This window comes from Methanobacterium petrolearium (genome assembly GCF_017873625.1).
Taxonomy (GTDB): domain Archaea; phylum Methanobacteriota; class Methanobacteria; order Methanobacteriales; family Methanobacteriaceae; genus Methanobacterium; species Methanobacterium petrolearium.
Genome location: NZ_JAGGKL010000017.1, coordinates 1 through 21,493, shown reverse-complemented (window position 1 = coordinate 21,493; position 21,493 = coordinate 1). Strand labels below are relative to the sequence as shown.

The window sequence follows — 21,493 nt, the reverse complement described above, 5'->3', positions numbered from 1 at the left end:
ACAAAACCAACAAACAACACAAAACACCAACAACACCCAACAACAACTCATACAACAAGCACAAAAACAAGAACAACAAGAAAAAGAACAACTCATGCAAAAATTCAGGCAGGAAAATAAAAAAACTACTGCTAAAGGTTCTGAAGAGGAAAATATCTATAAAAGGGCTTTAGCTAGAGAAGAATCCGAAGATGCAGATATTTGGGAACTTTATTTGACAAAAAAGCCTGAAGAAGATTCTGAAAGTGTTAATCAGTTAGAGGAACCAGATGATGTTGATGATGAAATGGGAGGGGATATGCTTGAAAGTGAACCATTGGAGATTAAGGAGGTTAAGAGGGAGACTGAGGAATTAGAAACTGTTCAAACAGTAGAAACAATTGACAAAACATCTGAAACAGTTGATAGGTCTGCATTGCTGGCAAAGTATAACATACAAGACGTCCAAGAGGATGATGTCGATCATATTCTGGAAAATTTTGATAAACCCATAATTAATGAAAGTATTGATAAAATAGAAGAGAGAATAGTGTTAAGTATTAAAAATTCTGCTTTGTCTCATCCAAAAATCCAATGGGTTAATGTGCTGGTGCTTTTAGATGAAGAGGAACTTGAGGGGAATATAAAGATATTTGCAGAATATGTTGAAAGGGGCTTATTCAATCGTATCAGATCGGAAGATAATGAAAGATTAAAAGTTGAATTAATGCAAATAGCATTATATGAAGTCTGGGATATTTTCACCACATTAGGAGTCAACACTGATTACCTTGAATCAAAAATAGAGGTTGAAGTTGAACTGGATAGGGCGTAGATCCTAATAATCATAACTTTAATCATGAACATAATCGTGAAGTAATCAAAAACCCATTACTAAATTTTAAAATAAAAAACTAAAATTTTAAACTAATCTAGGACCCTATAATGTTTTTTTCAATGTCAGAAACCAACTAAGCTATGTGAAAAAGTAGAAAGGGTCAAATGATCTACTTTCATTCATTATCAATTTTACCCTTCCTTTTCCATTGCTATCCCTAATTCCGATGCTTTTTGCGCCTTTTGCATTTAAAGTGACCGATCCAGAAATTGGAGCCGAATCAGTCGAAATTCTTTTAACATCTATGATGTTTGATTCATAATTGGTTGATGATTGTCCAGTTTGAGTCGGTACATCATATGTTACAAACTGAAAATCACATGAAATTCCGTTTATAGGCGTTATATCCGTATATTCGATAATTACATAATCTACATCTGTAATCATGATATATTTATCAACCACTGGATTATCAAGTGTGGATTCAATGTTTAAATCATAGATAACATTACCTGGATTTGGATTTCTATCTGTACATCCAGAAAATGCCATAATTACTAAAATTAACATACATAATACAAGGTTATTTTTCATTTTTTATTCCCTACATTTCCATTATATCATGACCCTAATCGGGAACCTAATCGGGAACCTAATCGGGAACCTAATCGGGAACTTATTTTTGTTTAATGAATTTAATATTAACCTTTTTCAAACTTACATTCCTTACATTTTGCACATGGCGGTAATGTATCAGTAACATCATCCAGATGCAAATCTTCTCCACAATTCAAACAAACGTAACGTCCTATTCCTGGTTTTTGCCAGCATTTATAGACCATTTTTTCACCTTTTCTATGCAAATCATTTCAATAGTGATCTGATATGATTAATAATTAATTACTTATATATAATATAATCGTATTAGACCGTTTACACCAAAAGCACCAAATGATCTTGAACTTAGATATATCCGATTATAATTTCAATTTTAATGTTTTAAATCTTCAAAAAGAGGTTCTAAGAAAAACAATACATTGCAGAAGAATTATTACTAGAAAAAGTCAGAATTAAGTGACCCCCACCGTACTCGTTCCCACTCCACATACGTGGACATCATCCTTTCCAGAGGACTTACTCACCCAATAAGATTATAATATTTACAAATACATTTAGTTTTCTATCTTGTTATTTAACTACAAATTAAGACGTGTTGCTGCTAAAAATCTAACAATACTCATAAAAAAGTTCCATTTTCTTTATAGAGCTTTGTTTTTCTCAAGTACTCCTTGAATACCCTATCACGCAATTTATATTTACCCCTTTCTTTTTTAACTATCAAATTTTTTTCTAACATCCTTTTCAACAAATTAGAAGGTTCTGATTTTAAATTAGAATCTGATTTTATATCTGCATAAGAGAATACTTCTTTATCACTTTCTGCCATTAAAGCTAATATTTTCCGTTCTTCAGTGGTGGATTTTTCATACATTCCCTTGAATTCCCTCTGGGCAAGTATGTTCAATGATTGTGGAAATGCTTTTTCAAACTCTTTAACCCCCACCTTACTTCCAACTGCTTCATCAAAGCATTTATAAGCTATAACCTGCATATAATAGGGAATCCCCTCTGAAATCTCAAAAATAATCTCTATCACATCTTCATCAAATATTACTCCCTCTTTTTTTGCAGGTATAACTACAGCGTCCCTTAATTCATTAAATGTAAGCGGTTTAAGTTCATATGGTTCGAATAGCCGTACAGCAGAATCCACATGATCCTGTATCTGTGAAAATATATCATGAGAACCTGTAGCAACGAACATTATATTCATCCTTTTAAGATTTAACTCCACCAAAGCGCTTTGCAATATACTTAAAACTTTGCTTGGTCCAGTATCACTGATAATTCTTTGAAGATCATCAAATAAAAGGATCAATACCGGATTTTCTCCATTTAATTCTTCGTATATTGTCTTTAGTATTTTTTCAATTGCCACTGATGGACTTGTGGTTGGTATGTTCCTTGATACGTTTAATCCGGCCACCATTGGAATATTAAACCCCAGTGATTCAATTTTATCCCAAAAATGACTTACTTTTATGTGAAGGGCATCAGCACATTTATCAACTATTAAACTGTAGATGTCATCGAAATTCCCCTCAACAAGGGGTATTCGTACAGGATAAACTTCTTTGATATTTTTTATTTCATCCTGGAATTTAAGCAGGAGACAGGTTTTACCTATACCTTTTGGACCATAGACTATTATATGTTCAGCTGCTCCCTGCCGTGTTGATTCGTATATATCCCTCAATTCACTCAATTCATTTTCTCTACCTGTAAAATAGGATGGAAATATTCCGGTACGCTTTCTAAAAGGGTTCATTTAATCACCATACAAAACATACAAAACCTGTATGATCGCTATGTTTTGTATGTTTCTACTTCCATATACTATTTCCATACATAACATACAAAATTTGTATGATCGTTATGTTTTTATGTTAAGATGAAAGTTTTTATACCAGGATAAACAGTAATTGATGAAAAACTGCAGGAGATTATTATATTGACGAACCCACATCTGGAATATGCGGCTTATAACTTGAAAAAACGTTGCGGTGGTTACTGTGATAAAAACCGTTTATAAACTCCTGTATTTACTGGACTGTGAGCTAACTGAGATTGGTTATGGCCTGGATATCCCCTGCTACTGGTACCAGGATGGCGTGATGGTAAAAGATGCAGAACATCTTTTTTATCTGAGAAAAAGGGATTTATTTGACATACTTCCCCAAGATGAAAAAAACGACATGGATAAAGCCCTTGAACAGTTTCTGAAAGAATACAAATCCAAAACAATCAAACAACTCCAGGGTGAGCTCTTTAAAGAAGCCCCATTTCCTTTTCAAAATGAATTTCACAAGTTTTTAAGTGTAGTGAGAGGTTGGAAAGGAAAAGGAAGCCTGGATAACTATTTTAACTGCGGTAACGCAGATACTTTAAACCTTCTGAAAAAGCTGGAAAAAACATTTCCTCAGAACGAATTTGAAGATCTTTATCCTTTATTTTTAGAATGGAAAAACCACACTGAATATATGGTGAAACATGATAAATCACGTGTTGAAACTGGATTACTGGTGGAAAAATTCTCTTTCGTCCTCAACAAAAAGCTAAAAATTGTGGCTAATGAAAACATAGATCCTGAAACTGTCACTGCCTGGAAATCAGAGTACGAAAAAGCCCGTATTAAGTTTGAAAAATTTTTATTGGATTTTTCGTGAGAATTTCACTCTGAATAAAATATACCATCTATAATTTATTTTTAAAAACAATAGATACTCACCTTTTATCTAAGAATAGCACTCAAATTAAAAGTTGGCAAATCAATAAACAGTTGAAATATTTTATAACAAAGTACGCCGGGACAGGGATTTGAACCCTGGAGGAGCGAGGCTCCACGGGATCTCAAGTCCCGCGCCTTACCTGGCTAGGCTATCCCGGCATGTGAATTTCTTTTGATCAACCTTTTTATAAAAGGTTGGGCTTGGCTATCCCTATTAATGATTGATTCTGTAAAAAAGAGATATAAAATATGGGTAATTTTTTTAAGCTGTTGTTTTCAGCTGTGAGTATTTTATATTTTTATTATATTTTTACGGGGCAGTCGTTTTGGTTTAACTGCGAAGTTCTATTTCAATGCTCACATTGTCGGGCACGTTGACCTTCATTACTTGTCGCATGGCCCGTTCATCGGCTTCGATTCCCACGAGTCTCTTATGGATTCTAAGTTCCCATTTTTCCCAGGTTGCTTTTCCCTCACCATCTGGTGATTTCCTGGTTGGTACTACTAGTTTCTTGGTGGGTAGTGGTATGGGTCCTGAGAGATCTACGCCGGTCCTTTCTGCTATGCGTTTGAGTTGATCACATACATAGGCCAGTTTCTCTGGGTCGGTGCCGGTGAGCTTAATTCTAGCTTTGTTCATTAGTCTATTCCTCCATTAAAAACAAAGAGAAGGTAGTGTAAACTAGGACAAGCCCAGTCTACCTTCAATTAAATTCATCCTAGATTTACTTTGCTGGCACCAGGTCAATGCACATACCAGCAGCAACAGTCTGACCCATATCACGGATAGCAAACCGTCCCATGTGTGGTATGTCCTTGATCTTCTCGATGACCATAGGTTTGGTGGGTTTCACTACTACAAAGGCAGCGTCCCCTGTTTTCAGATAATCTGGGTTTTCTTCTTTAACCTGACCAGTGGCTGGGTCCAGTTTTTTCTGGAGTTCCAGGAAGGTACAGGCTACCTGGGCAGTGTGACAGTGGAATACAGGAGTGTAACCCACGGTGATAACACCCGGATGCTGTAAGACCACAATCTGAGCCGTGAACTCTTTAGCCACAGTTGGTGCGTTGTCAGTATGTCCAGCCACGTCTCCACGGCGGATATCGTTTTTACCTACTCCACGGACGTTGAATCCTACGTTGTCACCGGGTTCTGCTTTGTCCAGCATTTCGTGGTGCATTTCGATGGATTTAACTTCTCCGTTTGCTCCTGGTGGTTCAAAGATGACGTTGTCACCTTTTTTCATTACACCAGTTTCCACTCGGCCCACAGGTACGGTTCCCACACCAGTGATGGAGTATACATCCTGGACTGGTACTCGTAGTGGTAGGTTGGTTGGTTTTTCTGGTGCAGAGAATTCATCCAGTGCTTCTACTAAGCTAGGTCCTTTGTACCAGGGAGTGTTATCAGATTTTTTGGTTATGTTATCTCCTTCAAACGCGGATAGTGGTATGAAGTTGATTTCACTGGGTTTGTAGGCCACAGTTTTAATTAAGTCTGATACTTCTTCTTTGAGCTGGTTGAATTTTTCTTCATCATATTTAACCAGGTCCATTTTGTTGATACCAACAATGAGCTGGTTGATTCCCAGGGTCCTTGCTAGAAATGCGTGTTCCTTGGTCTGAGGCATTACACCGTCATCAATTGCTACCACAAGGACTGCGGCGTCTGCCTGTGAGGCACCGGTGATCATGTTTTTAACGAAGTCACGGTGACCAGGACAGTCCACAATGGTGAACTCGTATTTGGGGGTGTCGAATCTGGCATGGGCCAGGTCGATGGTCACTCCCCTTTCTCTTTCTTCGGATAGTTTGTCCATGACGAATCTGAACTTGTCTTCTCCGGCAGATAACTGTTGTTCAGCGATAGCTCCGGACTGTAACAGCAAGTGACCCACCATGGTGGATTTACCGTGGTCTACGTGTCCGATAAACGCTAAATTCATGTGTTCTTTTCCTTTAGCCATAAAATATTCCTCCAATAAAATTCTCTTAATATGAATATTTAGAGAGCTTGCTAAGCGTACTGGTTGAATTTATTCAATCCACTATTTATATTAACCAGTTGTAACATGTGTGATCTAGATGACCATTGAAGTAATGGTAGTGTTATATCCAGATTTTGTATGGTATTCTCCACTTATCAGAGAATACTACCCAAAAAATTAAGGGGTATCAAATAAGTGGTTGGGATAGTTTAAGTACTTTATCCCAAATAATGGTCAGGACCGTAAGGTTGTTCTGATAGACCTTTACGTTGCCTGATTTCGCGTATTATTGTGTTTTGAAGTTCACGTGGCAGTCTTTCAAATCCTGAGTTCTCTGTGGACCAGAGACAACGACCTTCGGTAGCACTTCGGATGTCTCCTGCAAATCCAAACATCTCAGCTACTGGTACTTTAGATTCCACTGTGGACATGTCTCCTTCCTGGCCCATGTCCAGGATCTGACCACGTCGGTTCTGGATTTCACGGGTGGCTGATCCCATATAATCCTGGGGTGTGTTGATAAATACTTTCTGGATGGGTTCTAGGAGTGCGGGTTCAGCCATCATTATGGCACCATAGACCGCTTTTCTTATGGCAGGTAAAACCTGTGCTGGTCCTCTGTGCACGGCGTCTTCGTGAATTTTGGCATCCATTAGTTTAATCTTGATTCCCATAACTCTTTCTTTGGCTATGGGTCCATCGTCCATGGCACTTTCGAAACCTTCAAGGAGTAATTCTTTGATCTCATCCAGGTACTGTATACCACGGGTCATGTTGACGAAAATGTTCTTATCATATACATCCCATACTTTTTTGGCCTGTTCTTTGGGTAATCCGTATTCCTGGAATACTGGGATGAGTTCTTTACCTTTAACTCGGCCTTCTTTTATGTTTCCATCAACGATGGCCTGGTAAACTTTTTCGTCTAATGGTTCGATTTCTATGTAGAAACGGTTGTGTTTGTTGGGGGATTTTCCTTCCACTGGTCCGGCTGTTCCAGCGATGGTTTCCCGGTATACTACGATGGGTTCTGAGGTTTCGATTTCCACACCTTTCTCATTGATACGGTAGGCGATGATCTCCAGGTGGAGTTCACCCATTCCTGCTACCAGGTGTTCACCGGTTTCCTCGTTGATCTGCATTTTGACTGTGGGATCTTCTTTTCCCACTTGTCTGAGTACTTCAATGAGTTTGGGTAAGTCTTTGGTGTTTTTTGCTTCAACAGCAACTGTAACCACTGGTTCGGAGATGTGTTCTAATCCCTCGAATGCATTGATTTTGCGTTCGATGTCACAGATGGTTTCCCCAGCCACGGCGTTTCTTGCTCCGGTGATGGCCACGATGTTTCCTGCAGGTACTTTGTCAGTGTTAACTCTTTCTGGGCCGAAGTATACTCCCACTTGCTGGAGTCGTGCTTTTCCATGGCTTCCCACCATGAATATTTCCGTTCCCTTCTCCAGTGTTCCTCCATATACTCGTCCGGTGGCTATTTCTCCAGCGTGTTTGTCTATACTTACATCAGTTACCATCACGGCTAATGGTCCGTCTGGGTCAGTATTAACCATTCCCTGGCCTTCTTCACTTTCAATGTCTCCGGACCAGATGCTTGGCACCCTGTATGGTTGGGCTGTGTTGGGGCTCGGTAGGTGTTCCACCACCATTCCCAGTAATACCTCAGATAGGGGTACTTTTTGGGCTAGTTCTTTCTGGTTTTCATTGTTACAGTAATCCAGGATGTCTTTGAAGTTTATCCCGGTTTTTTGCATGATATCCATGTTTATAGCCCAGTTGTGATAGGCAGATCCGAATGCCACACTTCCATCTTCTACCTTTACTTGCCATTCTTTTTTCTTGTCCTTTGGGGCCATATTTTTGATGAGTTTATTGGCATTGGCAATGACTTTGATGAACCTTTGCTGCAGTTCCTGTGGATCCAGTTTTAATTCATTGATTAACCTATCCACTTTGTTGATGAAAAGTACTGGTCGCACGTTTTCTTTGAGTGCCTGACGCAGGACAGTTTCTGTCTGGGGCATGATTCCTTCCACTGCACATACCACAACTACTGCACCGTCCACTGCTCTCATGGCACGGGTTACATCTCCCCCAAAGTCCACGTGACCTGGGGTGTCTATGAGGTTGATTAGGTAATCATCTTCCTTGTATTTGTGCACCATTGAAACGTTTGCTGCGTCGATGGTGATCCCCCTGGCCTGTTCCTGTTCATCGAAGTCCAGATATAACTGGTCTCCTGCCAGTTCTGAGGATATCATACCGGCTCCTGCCAGTAAGTTATCAGATAAAGTGGTTTTTCCGTGGTCAATGTGGGCCACGATACCGATGTTTCGGATGTAATCCGGTTCGTACATCAGTTCCTTGATCTTGTTGATCATTCTTGTACGTCTACTCAAAACAATCACCCTAAAAAATTAGTTTAAAAAAAAATTATGAGTTAGTGGAACCCACTTAGTGGGCTGATCTGGCCACTCGCTCTTTTTCCTCCTTCTTACCAACGGCAAAACTCCTGGTGTCTGCTTCTGCTGCCTGGAGGAGTTCTTCAGCCAGGCATTCTCCAGCGGATTTTTTCCTTTTGAATGCAGATTGGAGTGCTCCTCTTGTTATAAAGCCTATGGCTAGGTCCACTCTGCGCTGGGGTGCAATGTCCACTGCTACTTGGTAACCTATTCCACCGTATTTGATACGGGTGGTTTCTTCCCGGGGTGCAGAGTTTTCCACTGCTTTCACCAGTACTTGCACGGGGTTTTCTTTGGTGCGCTGGTTTATAACTGTGAAGGCTTCTTTCACAATGCTGTAAGCCTTATTTTTCTTACCTGAGTTCCTTTCAGTTTTCATTATCTTGTTCATTAATCTTTCCACTATGGATACTCTTGATTTGGCGAACTGTCTTTTTATGTGTCTTCCCATGGTGTGGGGGACCATTATTTCGTCCAGGCAGATGTAGTTGACCAGTCCCAGGTCTTCTACCTTAACATCTTCCAGTTCCCAGCTGTCAAATACTTTGAAGCTCATATCATAACCTCGCTTATCTCACTGGTTTTTCGATTTTGCCCTTAACCATTTCTTCCAGGGCTACATTGTTAACCTTGGTGACTTTCCATCGGACTCCAGGGATGTCTCCCATGGATCTTCCGGATGGTCCTCCGATTCCTTCAATGACTACTTCGTCGTGTTCATCGATGAATCCTATAGCACCGTCTCCAGGGGCGAATGCAGTGAGTTGTTTACCGTTCTTGATGAGTTGAACTCGTACACACTTCCTGATTGCAGAGTTGGGCTGTTTAGCTTCGATTCCTACTTTTTCTATGACAATTCCCCTGGCTTGGGGTGCGCCTCCTAATGGGTCCGCTTTAATATCTAGCCCCAATGCTTTACGTTTGTATTCAGTGTCCTTCCACCGGAAGCTCTGTCGATTCTTTTTAAGCTTTTTTGCTGCGAATAATCCTGGCAAATGAAATTCCTCCTTGTTAACATAATACGATAATATTCCCTGATCTTATAATGGATTATTTCCCTGGATCAGGGATTTAATTGATCAGTAAAATTGGATCGTTGCCGGTTTTTACTATTTTATAATTATATTATTTATATTGTGCTGCCTTTTGGCCAGCACTCTGGCTCTTTCAATATTTTGCCCACCTTTTCCTATGGCGGTTCTTTTATTCCTTGAATCAGCCTCAAGTGTGGCTATTTTTTCCCCGTTCTCTTTTTGAAGTATTCTAATACTTCTCATTTTGGCAGGGGCCATTAAATTGGCTATGAATTCTACAGGGTCATCGGAGTGTTCTATTACCTCCACACCCTTATCCACTGTTTTCTGCACCTTGGCTACGGTACTTCCTCTTTTACCAATGGCCAGACCCATGTCTCCCCTTTTAACCAGGAAGGTGATCTTACCATTTTCATCATCCACCAGGCAATCTTTCACTGTTGCTCCAGTCATGCTTTCAAAGAGGGCAATGTACCTTATTTCATTGGTGCTGAATTTGATGGTCACAGTCTTACCCCACTATTTCCAGTATGGTGGAATCTCCTGGATCATTTACTATCATGGTTGATACAGTGAATGGTTTTCCACACACTGATCCTAAATCCACACTACTACCCTGGAAGGTGTAAACCGGGATCTCTGATAATTGGGAGTACTGCATCACGTCTTCAGTTACCTCTTGCGGGCAATTTTCTGCGATAATGACTAGTTTTCCTTTTCCAAGCTTCAGGGCCTGGATTGTTTTGCTGGATCCCAGTGTGACATTTCCTGTGTCTACTGCTACTCGAATTCCTCTTTCTACGTCCATCTACTGCCTCCTTATTTCTTTTTCATGATGACGCCAACTGACCCTGTTCCCAGTGGTATTGGCTGCCCGATTATAATGTTTTCAATTATTCCAGTGAGATGGTCCACCTCACCTCTGATACTGGCCCGGAGAAGGTGTTTACCTGTCTCTTCGAAGGATGCCCTGGCCAGGACACTGGCTTTTTCACCGCTGATACCGTGACGTCCTATGGATTTGACTATACCATCAGCAGTCATCATATCTGCCACTAACATGATGTGCCTGACATCCACAGTGAGGCCCTGTTCTTCCATGGTGGTCTGGGCCTCGTGTATAATAGAATTACGAGCTGCTTCTATTCCCAGGACCTTTTCCACCTCATGGATATCGTTGGTGGTGGTTCTGACTTGGTCGACACCATCCATTTTCAGGACAGCTCCCAAGTTTGAACCTTCGGTGTGTATAACCCATTCCTGTCCTTCTTTTCGGATCACGACCTTTCCTATGTTCTTAATTCCACTTATCTGGAGATCGCGAACCTTGTCAGCTAAAAGTCGGAGTTCCCTAATGGCATGTTTAGGATCAGTAATCTTAGGTTCAAAACTCAGCAGGTTGTTATTTATTTCTACACTTTTAAAAGTTTTTTCTATCTTGGCCATGACCTCGTCATAGTCCAGTCGTTTTTCCTTCACCTGATCTTCATCGATCTCTATGTTCATGTTCATGCTGGCATAGTTGACATTGAAGTCTTTGAGTACGTCATTGAGTGTTATCTTACCTATTCTATTGGCAATGGTTCGAACGAACTCTTCATCACTGGCATGGTCTTCGTCGAAGTATATGGCCATGGTTGGTGTGGATATTTTCTTACGGGCATCCACGATTTCAATGAGTCGGGGAAGCCCCAATGTAACGTTGAGTTCTGCTACCCCTGCATAGTGAAAGGTACGCATGGTCATCTGTGTACCTGGTTCTCCCACTGATTGAGCAGCTACTGTGCCCACGGCCTCACCAGACTCCACTTCAGACCGTAGGTAGGCCCTTTTAATTTCTTTCACCAATTCATCCAGTTCTTTATCATCCAAATCATGCCTTTCAGCGGCCTCAGCTATTTCTTGGATGAGTTTCTCTGGAAATTTGGCCCTTTTCTTTTTGACCACCTTTTCAACTTTTTTTATATCCACAAAACCACCTGTATTTTACCTGTGAGTAAATTTATAATTTCAGTTGTCCATTTAATTAAAATATTGATTATTTACTTGCTTTAGCTTTAATACGCATTTCTTCTATTAATCTGTCAATGTCTGCTACTTTTCCGTAATCGCTTTTGGCAGGGTCTATTCCATCTTCACCGTAATGGGTCTGTATGACCACGCCTCGGTTGTCACGTACTGTTCCATCAATGCTGACTGAAAGATCCTGTAACGCGTTTACCAGTCGACGTTGCATGTAACCACTCTGTGCTGTACGTATGGCAGTGTCCACCAGTCCTTCACGTCCTCCCATAGCGTGGAAGAAGAATTCCAATGGATCCAGTCCGGCCTTGTAACTTGAGTGCACAAATCCACTGGCTTTAGCACCCAAATCACCTTCTTGGAAGTGAGGTAGGGTTCTTTTGCTGTAACCTCTTTCAATACGACCCCCACGGACAGATTGTTGCCCTACACAGGCTGCGATCTGGGTTAAATTCAGCATGGATCCACGAGCTCCAGTTAATGCCATTATTACTGCGTGGTTATCCATTCCAAAGTAGCTTTCTGCTATTTCTCCTGATTTGTCCCTGGCTTCACCTAGTACTTGCATGATCTTCATCTCCAGGGTTTCCCTGAGACTGCGGCCAGGCAGGGCTTCCAGTTCGTCATTTCGGTAAGCTTCGATTAACATTTCCACTTTTCCTTCTGCCTTGGAGAGGAGTTCTTCAATCCTGTCTTTGGCTTCTTGTGGTATTTCCTCATCTGCAGTGCTGGTGGTGAATCCTCTTTTCATAATACCTGAGATGGCCAGTTTGGTGGCTGAATCCAGGAATTCTCGTGCCCGTTCAGTTCCGTACTCTTTAACAACGGAGTCCAGGATTTTACCAGAGAATGCTCCGAATGCTTTTTCATCTATGGCTCCGGATCGGAGTTCACCATTTTCTATAACAACATATGCATCGTTCTTGCAGCCTTCACGTAGACATTCATCACATTTACGGCAGATTTCTGCCTTGTAAACCATGTTCAAGTCTTTAGGTAACAGTAAGCTGAATACCTCTTTACCAGTCCATTCTTGGTTTCTGGGTTTGGGTATTGGTAACTGGGATTTTTTAAGCATCTGGAACACGTCATCCTCTGAGAAGTTGGATCCTTCCCTGGTGAGGAGGTATGCTCCAGAAATGTGATCATGTATTCCTCCAATAATTGGTCCACCGAAACGGGGTGATAAAATGTGTTCCTGAACTCTCATGAGGGATTTTGCCTCGGCACGTGATTCTTCAGTTTGGAAGACGTGCATGTTCATTTCGTCCCCATCAAAATCAGCGTTGTATGGTGGACAGACGCAAAGGTTGAGTCTGAAAGTCTTATATGGTAAGACTTTTACTTCGTGGGCCATCATTGACATTCTGTGCAGGGATGGTTGTCGGTTGAATAGTACAATGTCCCCATCCATTAGGTGTCTTTCCACAATGAATCCGGGTTCCAGTTTCTCAATGATTGATTCTTTGGTATCATCATAAACTCTTATTTTCCTTTCATCGGGCCGGATTACATAGTTAGCTCCAGGATGATTTTTAGGACCGTTGAGGATGTATTTTTTCATTTCATCCATGTTCCATTCAGTGACATAAATAGGTACAGTAACCTCAGTGGCGATCATGTGAGGCACACCGACTTCGTTGATACTGATGTTGGGGTCAGGAGATATAACTGTCCTTGCTGAGAAGTTCACCCTCTTACCAGAGAGGTTGCTTCTGAAACGTCCTTCTTTCCCCTTTAACCGCTGGGCAAGGGTTTTTAGTGGTCTTCCTGAACGGTGTCGTGCTGGAGGCACTCCTGATGCTTCATTATCGAAATAAGTAGTAACGTGATATTGTAATAATTCCCATAGGTCCTCTACAATTAGTTGTGGTGCTCCTGCTTCCATGTTTTCCTTGAGACGCTGGTTTATCCTGAGGATATCAACCAATTTATGAGTTAAATCATCCTCTGATCGTTCCCCGGTTTCCAGGGTGATTGAGGGTCTTACAGTTACTGGTGGTACTGGCAGTACAGTTAGTACCATCCATTCTGGTCTGGCTACTTTGGAGTTGATACCCAGGAAGATGTAATCTTCTTCAGGGATTTTTTCCAGGCGTTCCCTTACCTCGCTGGGGGTTAATTTGTAGTTACCTTCTACTATGGAGACAGGTTTATCTATTTTAACATCTTCCTGTTCTGTGTCACAGTGGGGGCATTTATCCCTGCGTGCGGTGTTGTAAACTTCTTTCACCAGCGCGGTTATGCTTTCTTCATTCCGCAGACGGGATTGAATTCTATCCCGATAGTCTATTCTTTCTGTCTCGGTTAACAGTACTTTTCCACATTCACTGCATGTTGAACGTAATACCTTGTGGATGGTGTCTGCAAATCCCACATGTACTACTGGTCGAGCCAGGTTTATGTGGCCAAAGTGTCCCTGGCAGTCCCCTCCTTTAGAACCGCAGGATCGGCATCTCAGTCCGGGGTCGATTACTCCCAGTCTGGGGTCCATGAGGCCCGCTTCTATGGGGTATCCATCTTCATCATAGGTATCAGGAGTCACGATTTTGGTAACGGACATTCTCCGGATGTTTTCCGGTGATAGCAGGCCAAAGTTGATCTGGGCGATCTTCTTTAAAATTCCTTTCAAGCTTACTCTCTCCTCTTTTATATATTAATAAGACCCTTCTCTTGTTTGATACCATTATCAGGCTTTATCTTCGAGAACCAGTTTGGGGAATATACACAGGCTCTTGAGCTCGTCTAATAATAGTTTAAATGCGTATGATATTTCTACAGGGTAACTTTCTGAGTCTCCACAGATAGGGCAGTATTTTTTATCCCTTATTCTGTCATATATGGCAACCATTCCACATTCACCACAGATTATGGCTTCATATTTATCAGATTCATCCAATAATCTCTCTTTAAGGGCAAGTGCAGCCCCATGAGCTATAAGACAATCTCTTTCCATTTCTCCGAATCTTAGACCTCCTTCACGGGCCCTTCCCTCGGTGGGTTGTCTGGTTAAAACCTGCACCGGTCCCCTTGACCGAGCATATACTTTATCTGAGGTCATGTGGTGCAGTTTCTGGTAGTAGGCCACTCCAACAAATATTTCGGCTTCTATTCTTTCCCCGGTGATTCCGTTATGCAGAGATTCCCTGCCAGCAGTTTCGAAACCATTTGCTCTTAAAAGATCCATTACTTCATGTTCATGTGTTCCACTGAATGGTGTTCCATCCATACGGTGCCCTTCCATGCATCCGGCTTTACCTGCCAGCATCTCCAGCACCTGCCCTACTGACATCCTAGAAGGAATAGCGTGAGGGTTGACGATTAGATCAGGGACCACTCCTTCAGCAGTGAAAGGCATGTTCTCCTGAGAAACTATGAGTCCGACAACTCCTTTTTGTCCGTGTCTGGATGCGAATTTGTCTCCAAATTCTGGTTGTCTCTGGTCTCTTACTCTTATTTTGGCCAGTTTACTTCCTTCAACTGTCTCGGTTAACATTACTGCATCTACCACTCCGTGTTCTCCATGGCGTACTGTGACTGAGGTTTCTCTTCTTCGCTCGGCCACAGTTCCGAATTCATCGATTTCCTCCAAGAACCTGGGTGGTGATGTTTTTCCTATTAGCACATCCCCTGATTTCACATTGACCTCAGGGTTCACGATTCCATCTTCATCCAGATTGCGGTACACTTCTTCTGAGCGGTATCCGCGTACCATATTTTCTGGTACTTCAAATTTATCTTCCTGTCCCCCTGGATATCGGCGTTCTGAGGCTTCGTAGGATCTGAAAAATGATGATCGGGCTAATCCACGTTCTAAGGATGCTTTGTTTAGTATGAGGGCGTCTTCCATGTTGTAACCCTCATATGACATTACTGCCACCACAAAGTTCTGACCGGACGGTCTTGCATCATATTGTGTGGCATCCATACTCCTGGTTTTAACTATTGGGACCTGCGGTTGGTGCAGGAGGTGTGCACGGGTGTCTGTTCTTAAGTTGTAATTGGAAACGTAAAGTCCCAGTGCCTGTTTGGTCATCCCTGCTTCCATGGTGTTTCTGGGGGATGAGTTGTGGTTGGCGTAGGGTATGATCCCGGCACATATTCCTAGCATGGTGGCTGGGTCTATTTCCAGGTGAGTGTGATATTCAGTTAGTTCATCGGCGAACATGGCGATGTAGGTGTTTTCCTCTTCTTCAGCATCAAGATATTCAATGATTCCCTCATTTATGAGGTCTTGCCATGACATCTCTCCATCAGCCACTTTTTGCATATGTTCATCTGTTAACAGTGATCCTCCGTTTTCAACCACTATTAATGGTCTTCGAGTTCTTCCTGGATCATTGAATACATAGATTTCATTGTTTTCTGGGTAATGAGTGATATTCGTTTCATAAGAAACTTCGCCTGATCTCCTTTTCTGGCGCATTTCCTCCACGAAACCTTCAGGATCATCACAAGTTCCAATAAGTTTCCCGTTACTATAAACCTTACATTTTTTCACGAATCGGCCCCCAATAACTGGCTTTTGATTATAAAATTAAGTTAAACTCCTAATTGTTTCTTTTTTTTATTTATCCCCTTTAGATGGGGTTTATGCCCTTAACTTTTTTAATGACTGCTTCTAGTTCATCTGGATCTGAACCCTCTGATATTTTGGCCAGTATGGCCAGGTTTTTCACCAGACCACAGTTGGGTCCCTCCGGGGTTTCATTGGGACATATCTTTCCGAACTGAGTGGGGTGCAAGTCACGGGCTTCAAAGTGCGGTTGACTCCTTGAAAGGGGAGAAACAACACGTTTAAGATGGGAAAGGGTTCCCATGTAACTGGTTCGATCCAGTAACTGGCTTACACCTGCCCGTCCACCTACCCAGTTTCCAGTGGCTATGGCATGCTTGATGTTTTCTGTGAGAACATCGGAACGCACTGCCTGCTTAACTGAGGGTTCTTTACCACGTGCCAGACTTCTTTCGAGCTGATATGTCATATCACGTGTTAAACTAGTGAATGCCACTCGGAACAGATCTTCCATAAGGTCTCCAGATACGCGAAGTCTTTTGTTGGCGTAGTGGTCCTTATCGTGTGGTTCACGTTCATCAAAAATAACTTGCAGAAGCATTTCTGTCATTTCAGCTAGATATGTCGCTTTTTCAGCTCTTGAATCTGATTCCACTCCTATGTGCGGGAGTAGGTAGCGATCTATGACATCTTCCGCTCTTTTTATTCTGTATTCCTCTGTCATTCCTTTGGCTACCCTGTTACCAATATATTTGATTGCATCATAGGTGTTGGTGATTTCAGAGGTTTGAATATCATCTATAAGTAAGAATTGTACGTCGTTTTCTTCTGAAACACTGCTAACCAAATCTATATCTTTTTCCAGACCCAGTGCTCGCAGTAAGACAACTAGAGGTATTTCTCCAGGCACATAAGGGAAGGATATTCTTAAAAATACGCCTTTTTTCCTGGGTTTACGGTATTCCAGGGTTATTCTCGCCCTAAATCCGCTTTTGATCGAAGTTACAATGGCTCTGGCCCTTCGATCTTCTTTTTCTCCGATTCTCTCCAGGATGATCTTGTTGGGTGCTATCTCTTCCATGGTGACTATTGCCCGTTCTGAACCGTTTACAATGAAGTAGCCTCCAGGATCCTGAGGGTCTTCTCCATTTTCTTCCAATTCATTGTAGCTCAATCCATTTAAATGACAGATGTTGGATTTAAGCATCACGGGAAGCTCACCAATATACACCTTCTCCAGTTGTGGTTCCTCTTCACCCTTGGTTAGTGCCATGTCCATATACATGTGGGCAGAGTAGGTGAGATTTCTGAGTCTGGCTTCAGTGGGGAAAACCTTACTTTTTGATCCATCTGCTTCTTTAATATAAGGTTTCTTTATTTCCACTTTCCCAGTTTCTATGCAGTATTCTCCCTGTTCCAGAACAATTGGCTCAGTTATGTCAACAATATCCTGTATTCGGTGGTTTACAAAATCATTGTATGATTTTATATGGTGGTCCACCAGTTTGTATTCATCAAAAAAGGTATCAACAAGTCCCCAGGCATTTTTTACCATTAAATTCCTCCAAAAAACAATCCATACCTATCCATTGTATAACACCAAAAGGTAAGGTTTCTAATAATTTTTAGTCCATATATTTATTATATCATTAAGTATACACAATTTATGTAACGTGCATAATCAAAAATTTATTCGCATTATTCTTGATATTAGAATTCATTTCTTAGCTCAATTTCATAACATTAATCTAAAACCAAACGATATGTTTCAAATTTACCAGCGGTCTGGCTTTTTCTAGTTATTTTGAGAATATCCCCTGGTTTGGCTTCTATAGCTTTTGCTACAGGATCATCAGCTTTTATTTTTGGTAGCTGTTCAGGGTGGATATCCAATTTTTTTAATACTTTTTTAACTTCAGACTTTGACAAAACAACATGATCTGGAACTAGTTCGTGTTTTAAGATATCCTTCTTCACCATTGAATCCTCCATTAAAAATCAGAACGGGCCCGACGGGAATTGAACCCGCGACCACTTGGTTAAAAGCCAAGCGCTCTCCCAGACTGAGCTACGGGCCCTCTAGAACGCCCTGGCCGGGAATTGAACCCGAGTCGCGGGCTCGACAGGCCCACATGATAGCCCCTACACCACCAGGGCAACTTTAGCAGAACTAGAGTATAGTGTTTTATGATATGATTACTTATATACTTTTCCTTTTCACCGCTTATCTTATAAAGGTTTGTTTGATGTTTACAGGATAACATGGATAAGGACTCGCAACTGTTTTTTTAGAGTTTAACCATGACCCCACTTACATAACAGAATTTCAAGTCCCGCCTGCCGGACTTGAACCAGCAACATTCGGATCTACAGTCCGACGCTCTGCCAAATTGAGCTAAGGCGGGATCTAACATCTGATTTCATGAGTGTTATTCAAATGGGACCACCCGGATTTGAACCGGAGTCTCAGGCTCCCAAAGCCCAAAGGATCGACCAAGCTACCCTATGGTCCCACATAACATTATACACTGATAAATGTTTTAACTACAGATAAACATTTCCCTATAAATGTTTTACCCTCAGTTAGAGCCCCGGACGGGAATTGAACCCGCGACCACGAGATTACAAGTCTCGCGCTCCACCAGACTGAGCTACCGAGGCATTTTAAGTTTTGAAATATTGCCTTATATAGTTTTGGGTGGAAAGGTTCCAACTCTAATAATTGAAGGTTATAATACACCAATAGTGGGATAGTTTAGTAGTGATATTAATGGTTAATTCAAGTATTTATACTTGATTTCAAATGTGATTTCATTTTAATATATTATAAAAAATTGATTATCCTAAGATTATAAAAAGAAAATTTAACATGTTAAAGTTTAACTTTACTTCTTGATGCTGATTCCCTGAGTACTTCCACTGCAGGAAGTCTTGCACCTGCGATAAGGTTGATGGAAGCTCCACCTCCACTGCTTATATGGCTGATTCCTGTTAACCCCATTTTATTGGCAGCTGCTGCCAGATGTCCTCCCCCTATAATGGAAAATCCTGGTGAAGAAGATATTGCATTTAAGATATCTTCAGTACCCTGACTGAACCCTTCCTTCTCAAAAACACCTGCAGGTCCATTTGCAAATATAGTACGGGATTTCCTGATGATACGAGCATATTCCGTGGTAGTTTCAGTGCCCAAATCATATATGGGCAGGTTAGGAAGTTTATTCACAGGGTATTCCAATCGTTTATCATCCTTACAAACCGCAAGATCTGTGGGAACCATTATCTGGTCGTTGAATTTTTTACAAAGTTTTTTGGCCTTTTTAACATATTCACAGTAATCTCTGTCTTCTATGAATTTCCGGTTGTAATTGCGTATGTTCACTCCCCCACCCCAGAGGAATATGTTGGCAACCAAACCGGTGGTGAGGATGTAATCAGCACTGCCTGATTTTAGAGCATTTTCCATGACCATTATAGAGTCATCCACCTTTACTCCACCTAAAACATAAACACATGGCCGTTTCACATTACTAACTGCACTGTATAATGATTTAAGTTCTCTTTCCATCACCCTACCTGCTGCAGATGGCATTTTAAGAGCAAATCCTACCATTGATGGTTGGGAACGGTGGGCTGCAGCAAAGGCATCGTTGATGAATATGTCTGCTAAGGGTGATAGCTGCCTTACCATGTGTGTTTCAGCCTGTTGTGGTGGTTCTCGTTGGAGTATTTCCTCTGAATAGAAACGTACGTTTTCCAGAAGAAGAATTTCACCTTTCTTAAGAGCGTTTATGGTTTCTCTGGCATTGCTGCCGAAAATATCATCCACATAGCCCACTGGTCTGTCAAGAAGATTCGAAAGAGTTTCAGCATGTTGCTGGAGTGTGGTGAAGTCATTTTTACCTGGACGGCTTTGATGAGCAAGTAAAACCGTTTTAGCACCTTTTTCTGCTAGTTCCTCAATGGTTTCTGCGTGCAGTCTGATGCGGGTGTCATCCAGGAGTAATCCAGTTACAGGATCAACTGGAGAATTTATGTCCACTCTAAGTAGAACTGTCTTACCTTCCAAGTCAAAGTCATCAATGGTGTAAAAATCAGGGGCCATATTGATTACCACTTTCCTGTTATTTAATTAACAGATGTTGTTTTAATACACTACAAATTATATCTTACTTACCAAATCAAGAAGGGCCTCTTTAGGATCAGGGGCCAGTATGATTCCGGATGCAAGGAGTACTCCTTCACTTCCCAGATCCAGGGCAGCTTTCATATCTTCTCCTGTGGAAATACCTGCACCGCATAGAACTCTTACAGCAGGATTTATATCTTTAATAGCAGCCACACTTCCTTCTACTATCTCTGGTTCAGCTTTTGACACAGGTATTCCTGATCCAATCAATTCAGGGGGTTCTATTGCTACAAAATCCGGTTGCAGTGCTGCTGCAGCTGCACTGGTCTGGATGTTATTGGTGCATACCACACTAGTCATGTCAGCGGCAGTGGCTTTACTGACCACCATGTCAATGTCAGCCAGTTGCATCCTCTGTTCAGAATGATTTACAAGTGTACCGGACGCTCCTGCTTCTTTTGCACATTCCAGTAACATACTCCCAGTGTGACCTCCAACATCCACAGGATCAATGTGTTGGGCTAAAACAGGTATTTTTACTTCCTGAGATAATCTCCAGATGTCTGCTCCCTGGGGTGCTGCTGCCATTTGCACTCCAGTTTCTTCAGCAACTTGTTCCAAGGCCATGGTCAACTGCAGAGCTTTTTCTCCAGTGGACTCAAGATAGGTTTTAAAATTCAAAATTACCAGAGGTGTTTGTGTTATTTTCATAATCAGCCTCCTAAGATGTGCATTATACTGTATTTCTTTTTAGGGCTGAAATATAAAAATATTGTGGTTTACATACACCACTTGAATCTGCACCAATAAAATGTAAATATTCTCCCACTGAGTTATCATATTCAACCTGGAAAAGACAATCTCAAGCATAGTTCGATTTAAATGAAAAAAGATTTGCCATAACAATATTTATAGAAAAATACTAACTTTACGATTTTACTGAATGCATTGACAACGTATTCTTAAGATAAAATAGTGTTGATTTGATAATTTGACTGAAAATATTAAATAAAATAAAAAGAAGGTTTGTTTCAACAGTTTTGCGTTGAACTGTTGAATTTTAAGTTTAATCCCATATGTAGCACATATAGTTTTAGTTACTTGCAATTACTGCTCCGGATGAGCTACCACTGGTAGCATAGTATCTTTGGGCGTATCCATTGC

Annotated in this window: 19 protein-coding genes and 6 tRNA genes; 2 read left to right on the top strand and 23 right to left on the bottom strand. The window is 41.3% G+C overall.

Annotated features, from left to right (window positions below; all coding sequences use genetic code 11):
- A partial coding sequence (locus J2743_RS11665; RefSeq protein ID WP_209627399.1) for a hypothetical protein occupies positions 1 to 814 on the top strand: 814 nt, incomplete at its 5' end.
- Positions 815 to 955: 141 nt separating this feature from the next.
- On the opposite strand, the gene J2743_RS11660 is transcribed toward J2743_RS11665, so the two are convergent.
- From J2743_RS11660 to J2743_RS11650, 3 genes are all read right to left on the bottom strand, one after another.
- Positions 956 to 1,411 (bottom strand): hypothetical protein, encoded by a 456-nt coding sequence (locus J2743_RS11660; RefSeq protein WP_209627397.1) that lies wholly within the window; start codon positions 1,409 to 1,411, stop codon positions 956 to 958.
- Positions 1,412 to 1,518: 107 nt separating this feature from the next.
- Entirely contained in the window at positions 1,519 to 1,659 is a 141-nt protein-coding gene (locus J2743_RS11655; RefSeq protein WP_209627395.1) for a zinc ribbon-containing protein, read from the bottom strand.
- A 395-nt stretch (positions 1,660 to 2,054) separates the two neighbouring features.
- Positions 2,055 to 3,206 carry an AAA family ATPase gene (locus J2743_RS11650; RefSeq protein ID WP_209627393.1) on the bottom strand — a complete coding sequence of 384 codons (1,152 nt, stop codon included), beginning with the start codon at positions 3,204 to 3,206 and terminating at the stop codon, positions 2,055 to 2,057.
- Positions 3,207 to 3,450: 244 nt separating this feature from the next.
- On the opposite strand from J2743_RS11650, the gene J2743_RS11645 reads away from it, so the two are divergent.
- Complete coding sequence (locus tag J2743_RS11645) at positions 3,451 to 4,104, top strand: hypothetical protein (RefSeq protein ID WP_209627391.1); 654 nt, start codon at positions 3,451 to 3,453, stop codon at positions 4,102 to 4,104.
- A gap of 136 nt (positions 4,105 to 4,240) precedes the next feature.
- Here the strand turns inward: J2743_RS11645 and J2743_RS11640 are convergent.
- From J2743_RS11640 to tpiA, 20 genes are all read right to left on the bottom strand, one after another.
- Positions 4,241 to 4,325 (bottom strand) — tRNA-Ser (locus tag J2743_RS11640).
- Positions 4,326 to 4,497: 172 nt separating this feature from the next.
- The gene (gene rpsJ, locus J2743_RS11635) at positions 4,498 to 4,806 is read right to left on the bottom strand and encodes a 30S ribosomal protein S10 (RefSeq protein WP_004030104.1); all 309 of its coding nucleotides are present in this window, start codon (positions 4,804 to 4,806) and stop codon (positions 4,498 to 4,500) included.
- A gap of 85 nt (positions 4,807 to 4,891) precedes the next feature.
- The gene (gene tuf / locus J2743_RS11630; protein ID WP_209627388.1) at positions 4,892 to 6,133 is read right to left on the bottom strand and encodes a translation elongation factor EF-1 subunit alpha; all 1,242 of its coding nucleotides are present in this window, start codon (positions 6,131 to 6,133) and stop codon (positions 4,892 to 4,894) included.
- A gap of 239 nt (positions 6,134 to 6,372) precedes the next feature.
- Positions 6,373 to 8,565 carry an elongation factor EF-2 gene (locus tag J2743_RS11625; RefSeq protein ID WP_209627385.1) on the bottom strand — a complete coding sequence of 731 codons (2,193 nt, stop codon included), beginning with the start codon at positions 8,563 to 8,565 and terminating at the stop codon, positions 6,373 to 6,375.
- Between the two features lie 55 nt (positions 8,566 to 8,620).
- The gene (locus tag J2743_RS11620) at positions 8,621 to 9,184 is read right to left on the bottom strand and encodes a 30S ribosomal protein S7 (RefSeq protein WP_209627383.1); all 564 of its coding nucleotides are present in this window, start codon (positions 9,182 to 9,184) and stop codon (positions 8,621 to 8,623) included.
- Positions 9,185 to 9,197: 13 nt separating this feature from the next.
- Positions 9,198 to 9,623 (bottom strand): 30S ribosomal protein S12, encoded by a 426-nt coding sequence (locus J2743_RS11615; RefSeq protein WP_209627381.1) that lies wholly within the window; start codon positions 9,621 to 9,623, stop codon positions 9,198 to 9,200.
- A 114-nt stretch (positions 9,624 to 9,737) separates the two neighbouring features.
- Positions 9,738 to 10,169 (bottom strand): NusA-like transcription termination signal-binding factor, encoded by a 432-nt coding sequence (locus J2743_RS11610; RefSeq protein ID WP_209627379.1) that lies wholly within the window; start codon positions 10,167 to 10,169, stop codon positions 9,738 to 9,740.
- 4 nt (positions 10,170 to 10,173) lie between these two features.
- The gene (locus J2743_RS11605) at positions 10,174 to 10,470 is read right to left on the bottom strand and encodes a 50S ribosomal protein L30e (protein ID WP_209627376.1); all 297 of its coding nucleotides are present in this window, start codon (positions 10,468 to 10,470) and stop codon (positions 10,174 to 10,176) included.
- Between the two features lie 11 nt (positions 10,471 to 10,481).
- Positions 10,482 to 11,633 (bottom strand): DNA-directed RNA polymerase subunit A'', encoded by a 1,152-nt coding sequence (rpoA2, locus tag J2743_RS11600; RefSeq protein WP_209627374.1) that lies wholly within the window; start codon positions 11,631 to 11,633, stop codon positions 10,482 to 10,484.
- A gap of 67 nt (positions 11,634 to 11,700) precedes the next feature.
- Positions 11,701 to 14,316, bottom strand: coding sequence for a DNA-directed RNA polymerase subunit A' (locus J2743_RS11595; RefSeq protein ID WP_209627373.1), 2,616 nt, complete (start codon positions 14,314 to 14,316; stop codon positions 11,701 to 11,703).
- A gap of 57 nt (positions 14,317 to 14,373) precedes the next feature.
- The gene (rpoB, locus tag J2743_RS11590) at positions 14,374 to 16,185 is read right to left on the bottom strand and encodes a DNA-directed RNA polymerase subunit B (RefSeq protein WP_209627372.1); all 1,812 of its coding nucleotides are present in this window, start codon (positions 16,183 to 16,185) and stop codon (positions 14,374 to 14,376) included.
- Positions 16,186 to 16,264: 79 nt separating this feature from the next.
- Complete coding sequence (locus J2743_RS11585) at positions 16,265 to 17,755, bottom strand: DNA-directed RNA polymerase subunit B'' (RefSeq protein WP_209627371.1); 1,491 nt, start codon at positions 17,753 to 17,755, stop codon at positions 16,265 to 16,267.
- Positions 17,756 to 17,943: 188 nt separating this feature from the next.
- Positions 17,944 to 18,180, bottom strand: a complete 237-nt coding sequence (locus J2743_RS11580) for a DNA-directed RNA polymerase subunit H (protein ID WP_209627370.1) — start codon at positions 18,178 to 18,180, stop codon at positions 17,944 to 17,946.
- Between the two features lie 24 nt (positions 18,181 to 18,204).
- Positions 18,205 to 18,278, bottom strand: a tRNA-Lys gene (locus J2743_RS11575).
- Between the two features lie 7 nt (positions 18,279 to 18,285).
- A tRNA-Asp gene (locus J2743_RS11570) sits at positions 18,286 to 18,357 on the bottom strand.
- Positions 18,358 to 18,531: 174 nt separating this feature from the next.
- Positions 18,532 to 18,605, bottom strand: a tRNA-Tyr gene (locus J2743_RS11565).
- 33 nt (positions 18,606 to 18,638) lie between these two features.
- Positions 18,639 to 18,713: transfer RNA gene (locus J2743_RS11560), tRNA-Pro, on the bottom strand.
- A gap of 74 nt (positions 18,714 to 18,787) precedes the next feature.
- Positions 18,788 to 18,861, bottom strand: a tRNA-Thr gene (locus tag J2743_RS11555).
- 211 nt (positions 18,862 to 19,072) lie between these two features.
- Positions 19,073 to 20,305: a phosphoglycerate kinase gene (locus tag J2743_RS11550; protein WP_209627369.1), complete on the bottom strand. Its 1,233-nt coding sequence runs from the start codon at positions 20,303 to 20,305 to the stop codon at positions 19,073 to 19,075.
- A 57-nt stretch (positions 20,306 to 20,362) separates the two neighbouring features.
- Entirely contained in the window at positions 20,363 to 21,040 is a 678-nt protein-coding gene (gene tpiA, locus J2743_RS11545; protein WP_209627368.1) for a triose-phosphate isomerase, read from the bottom strand.
- Positions 21,041 to 21,493 lie beyond the last annotated feature (453 nt).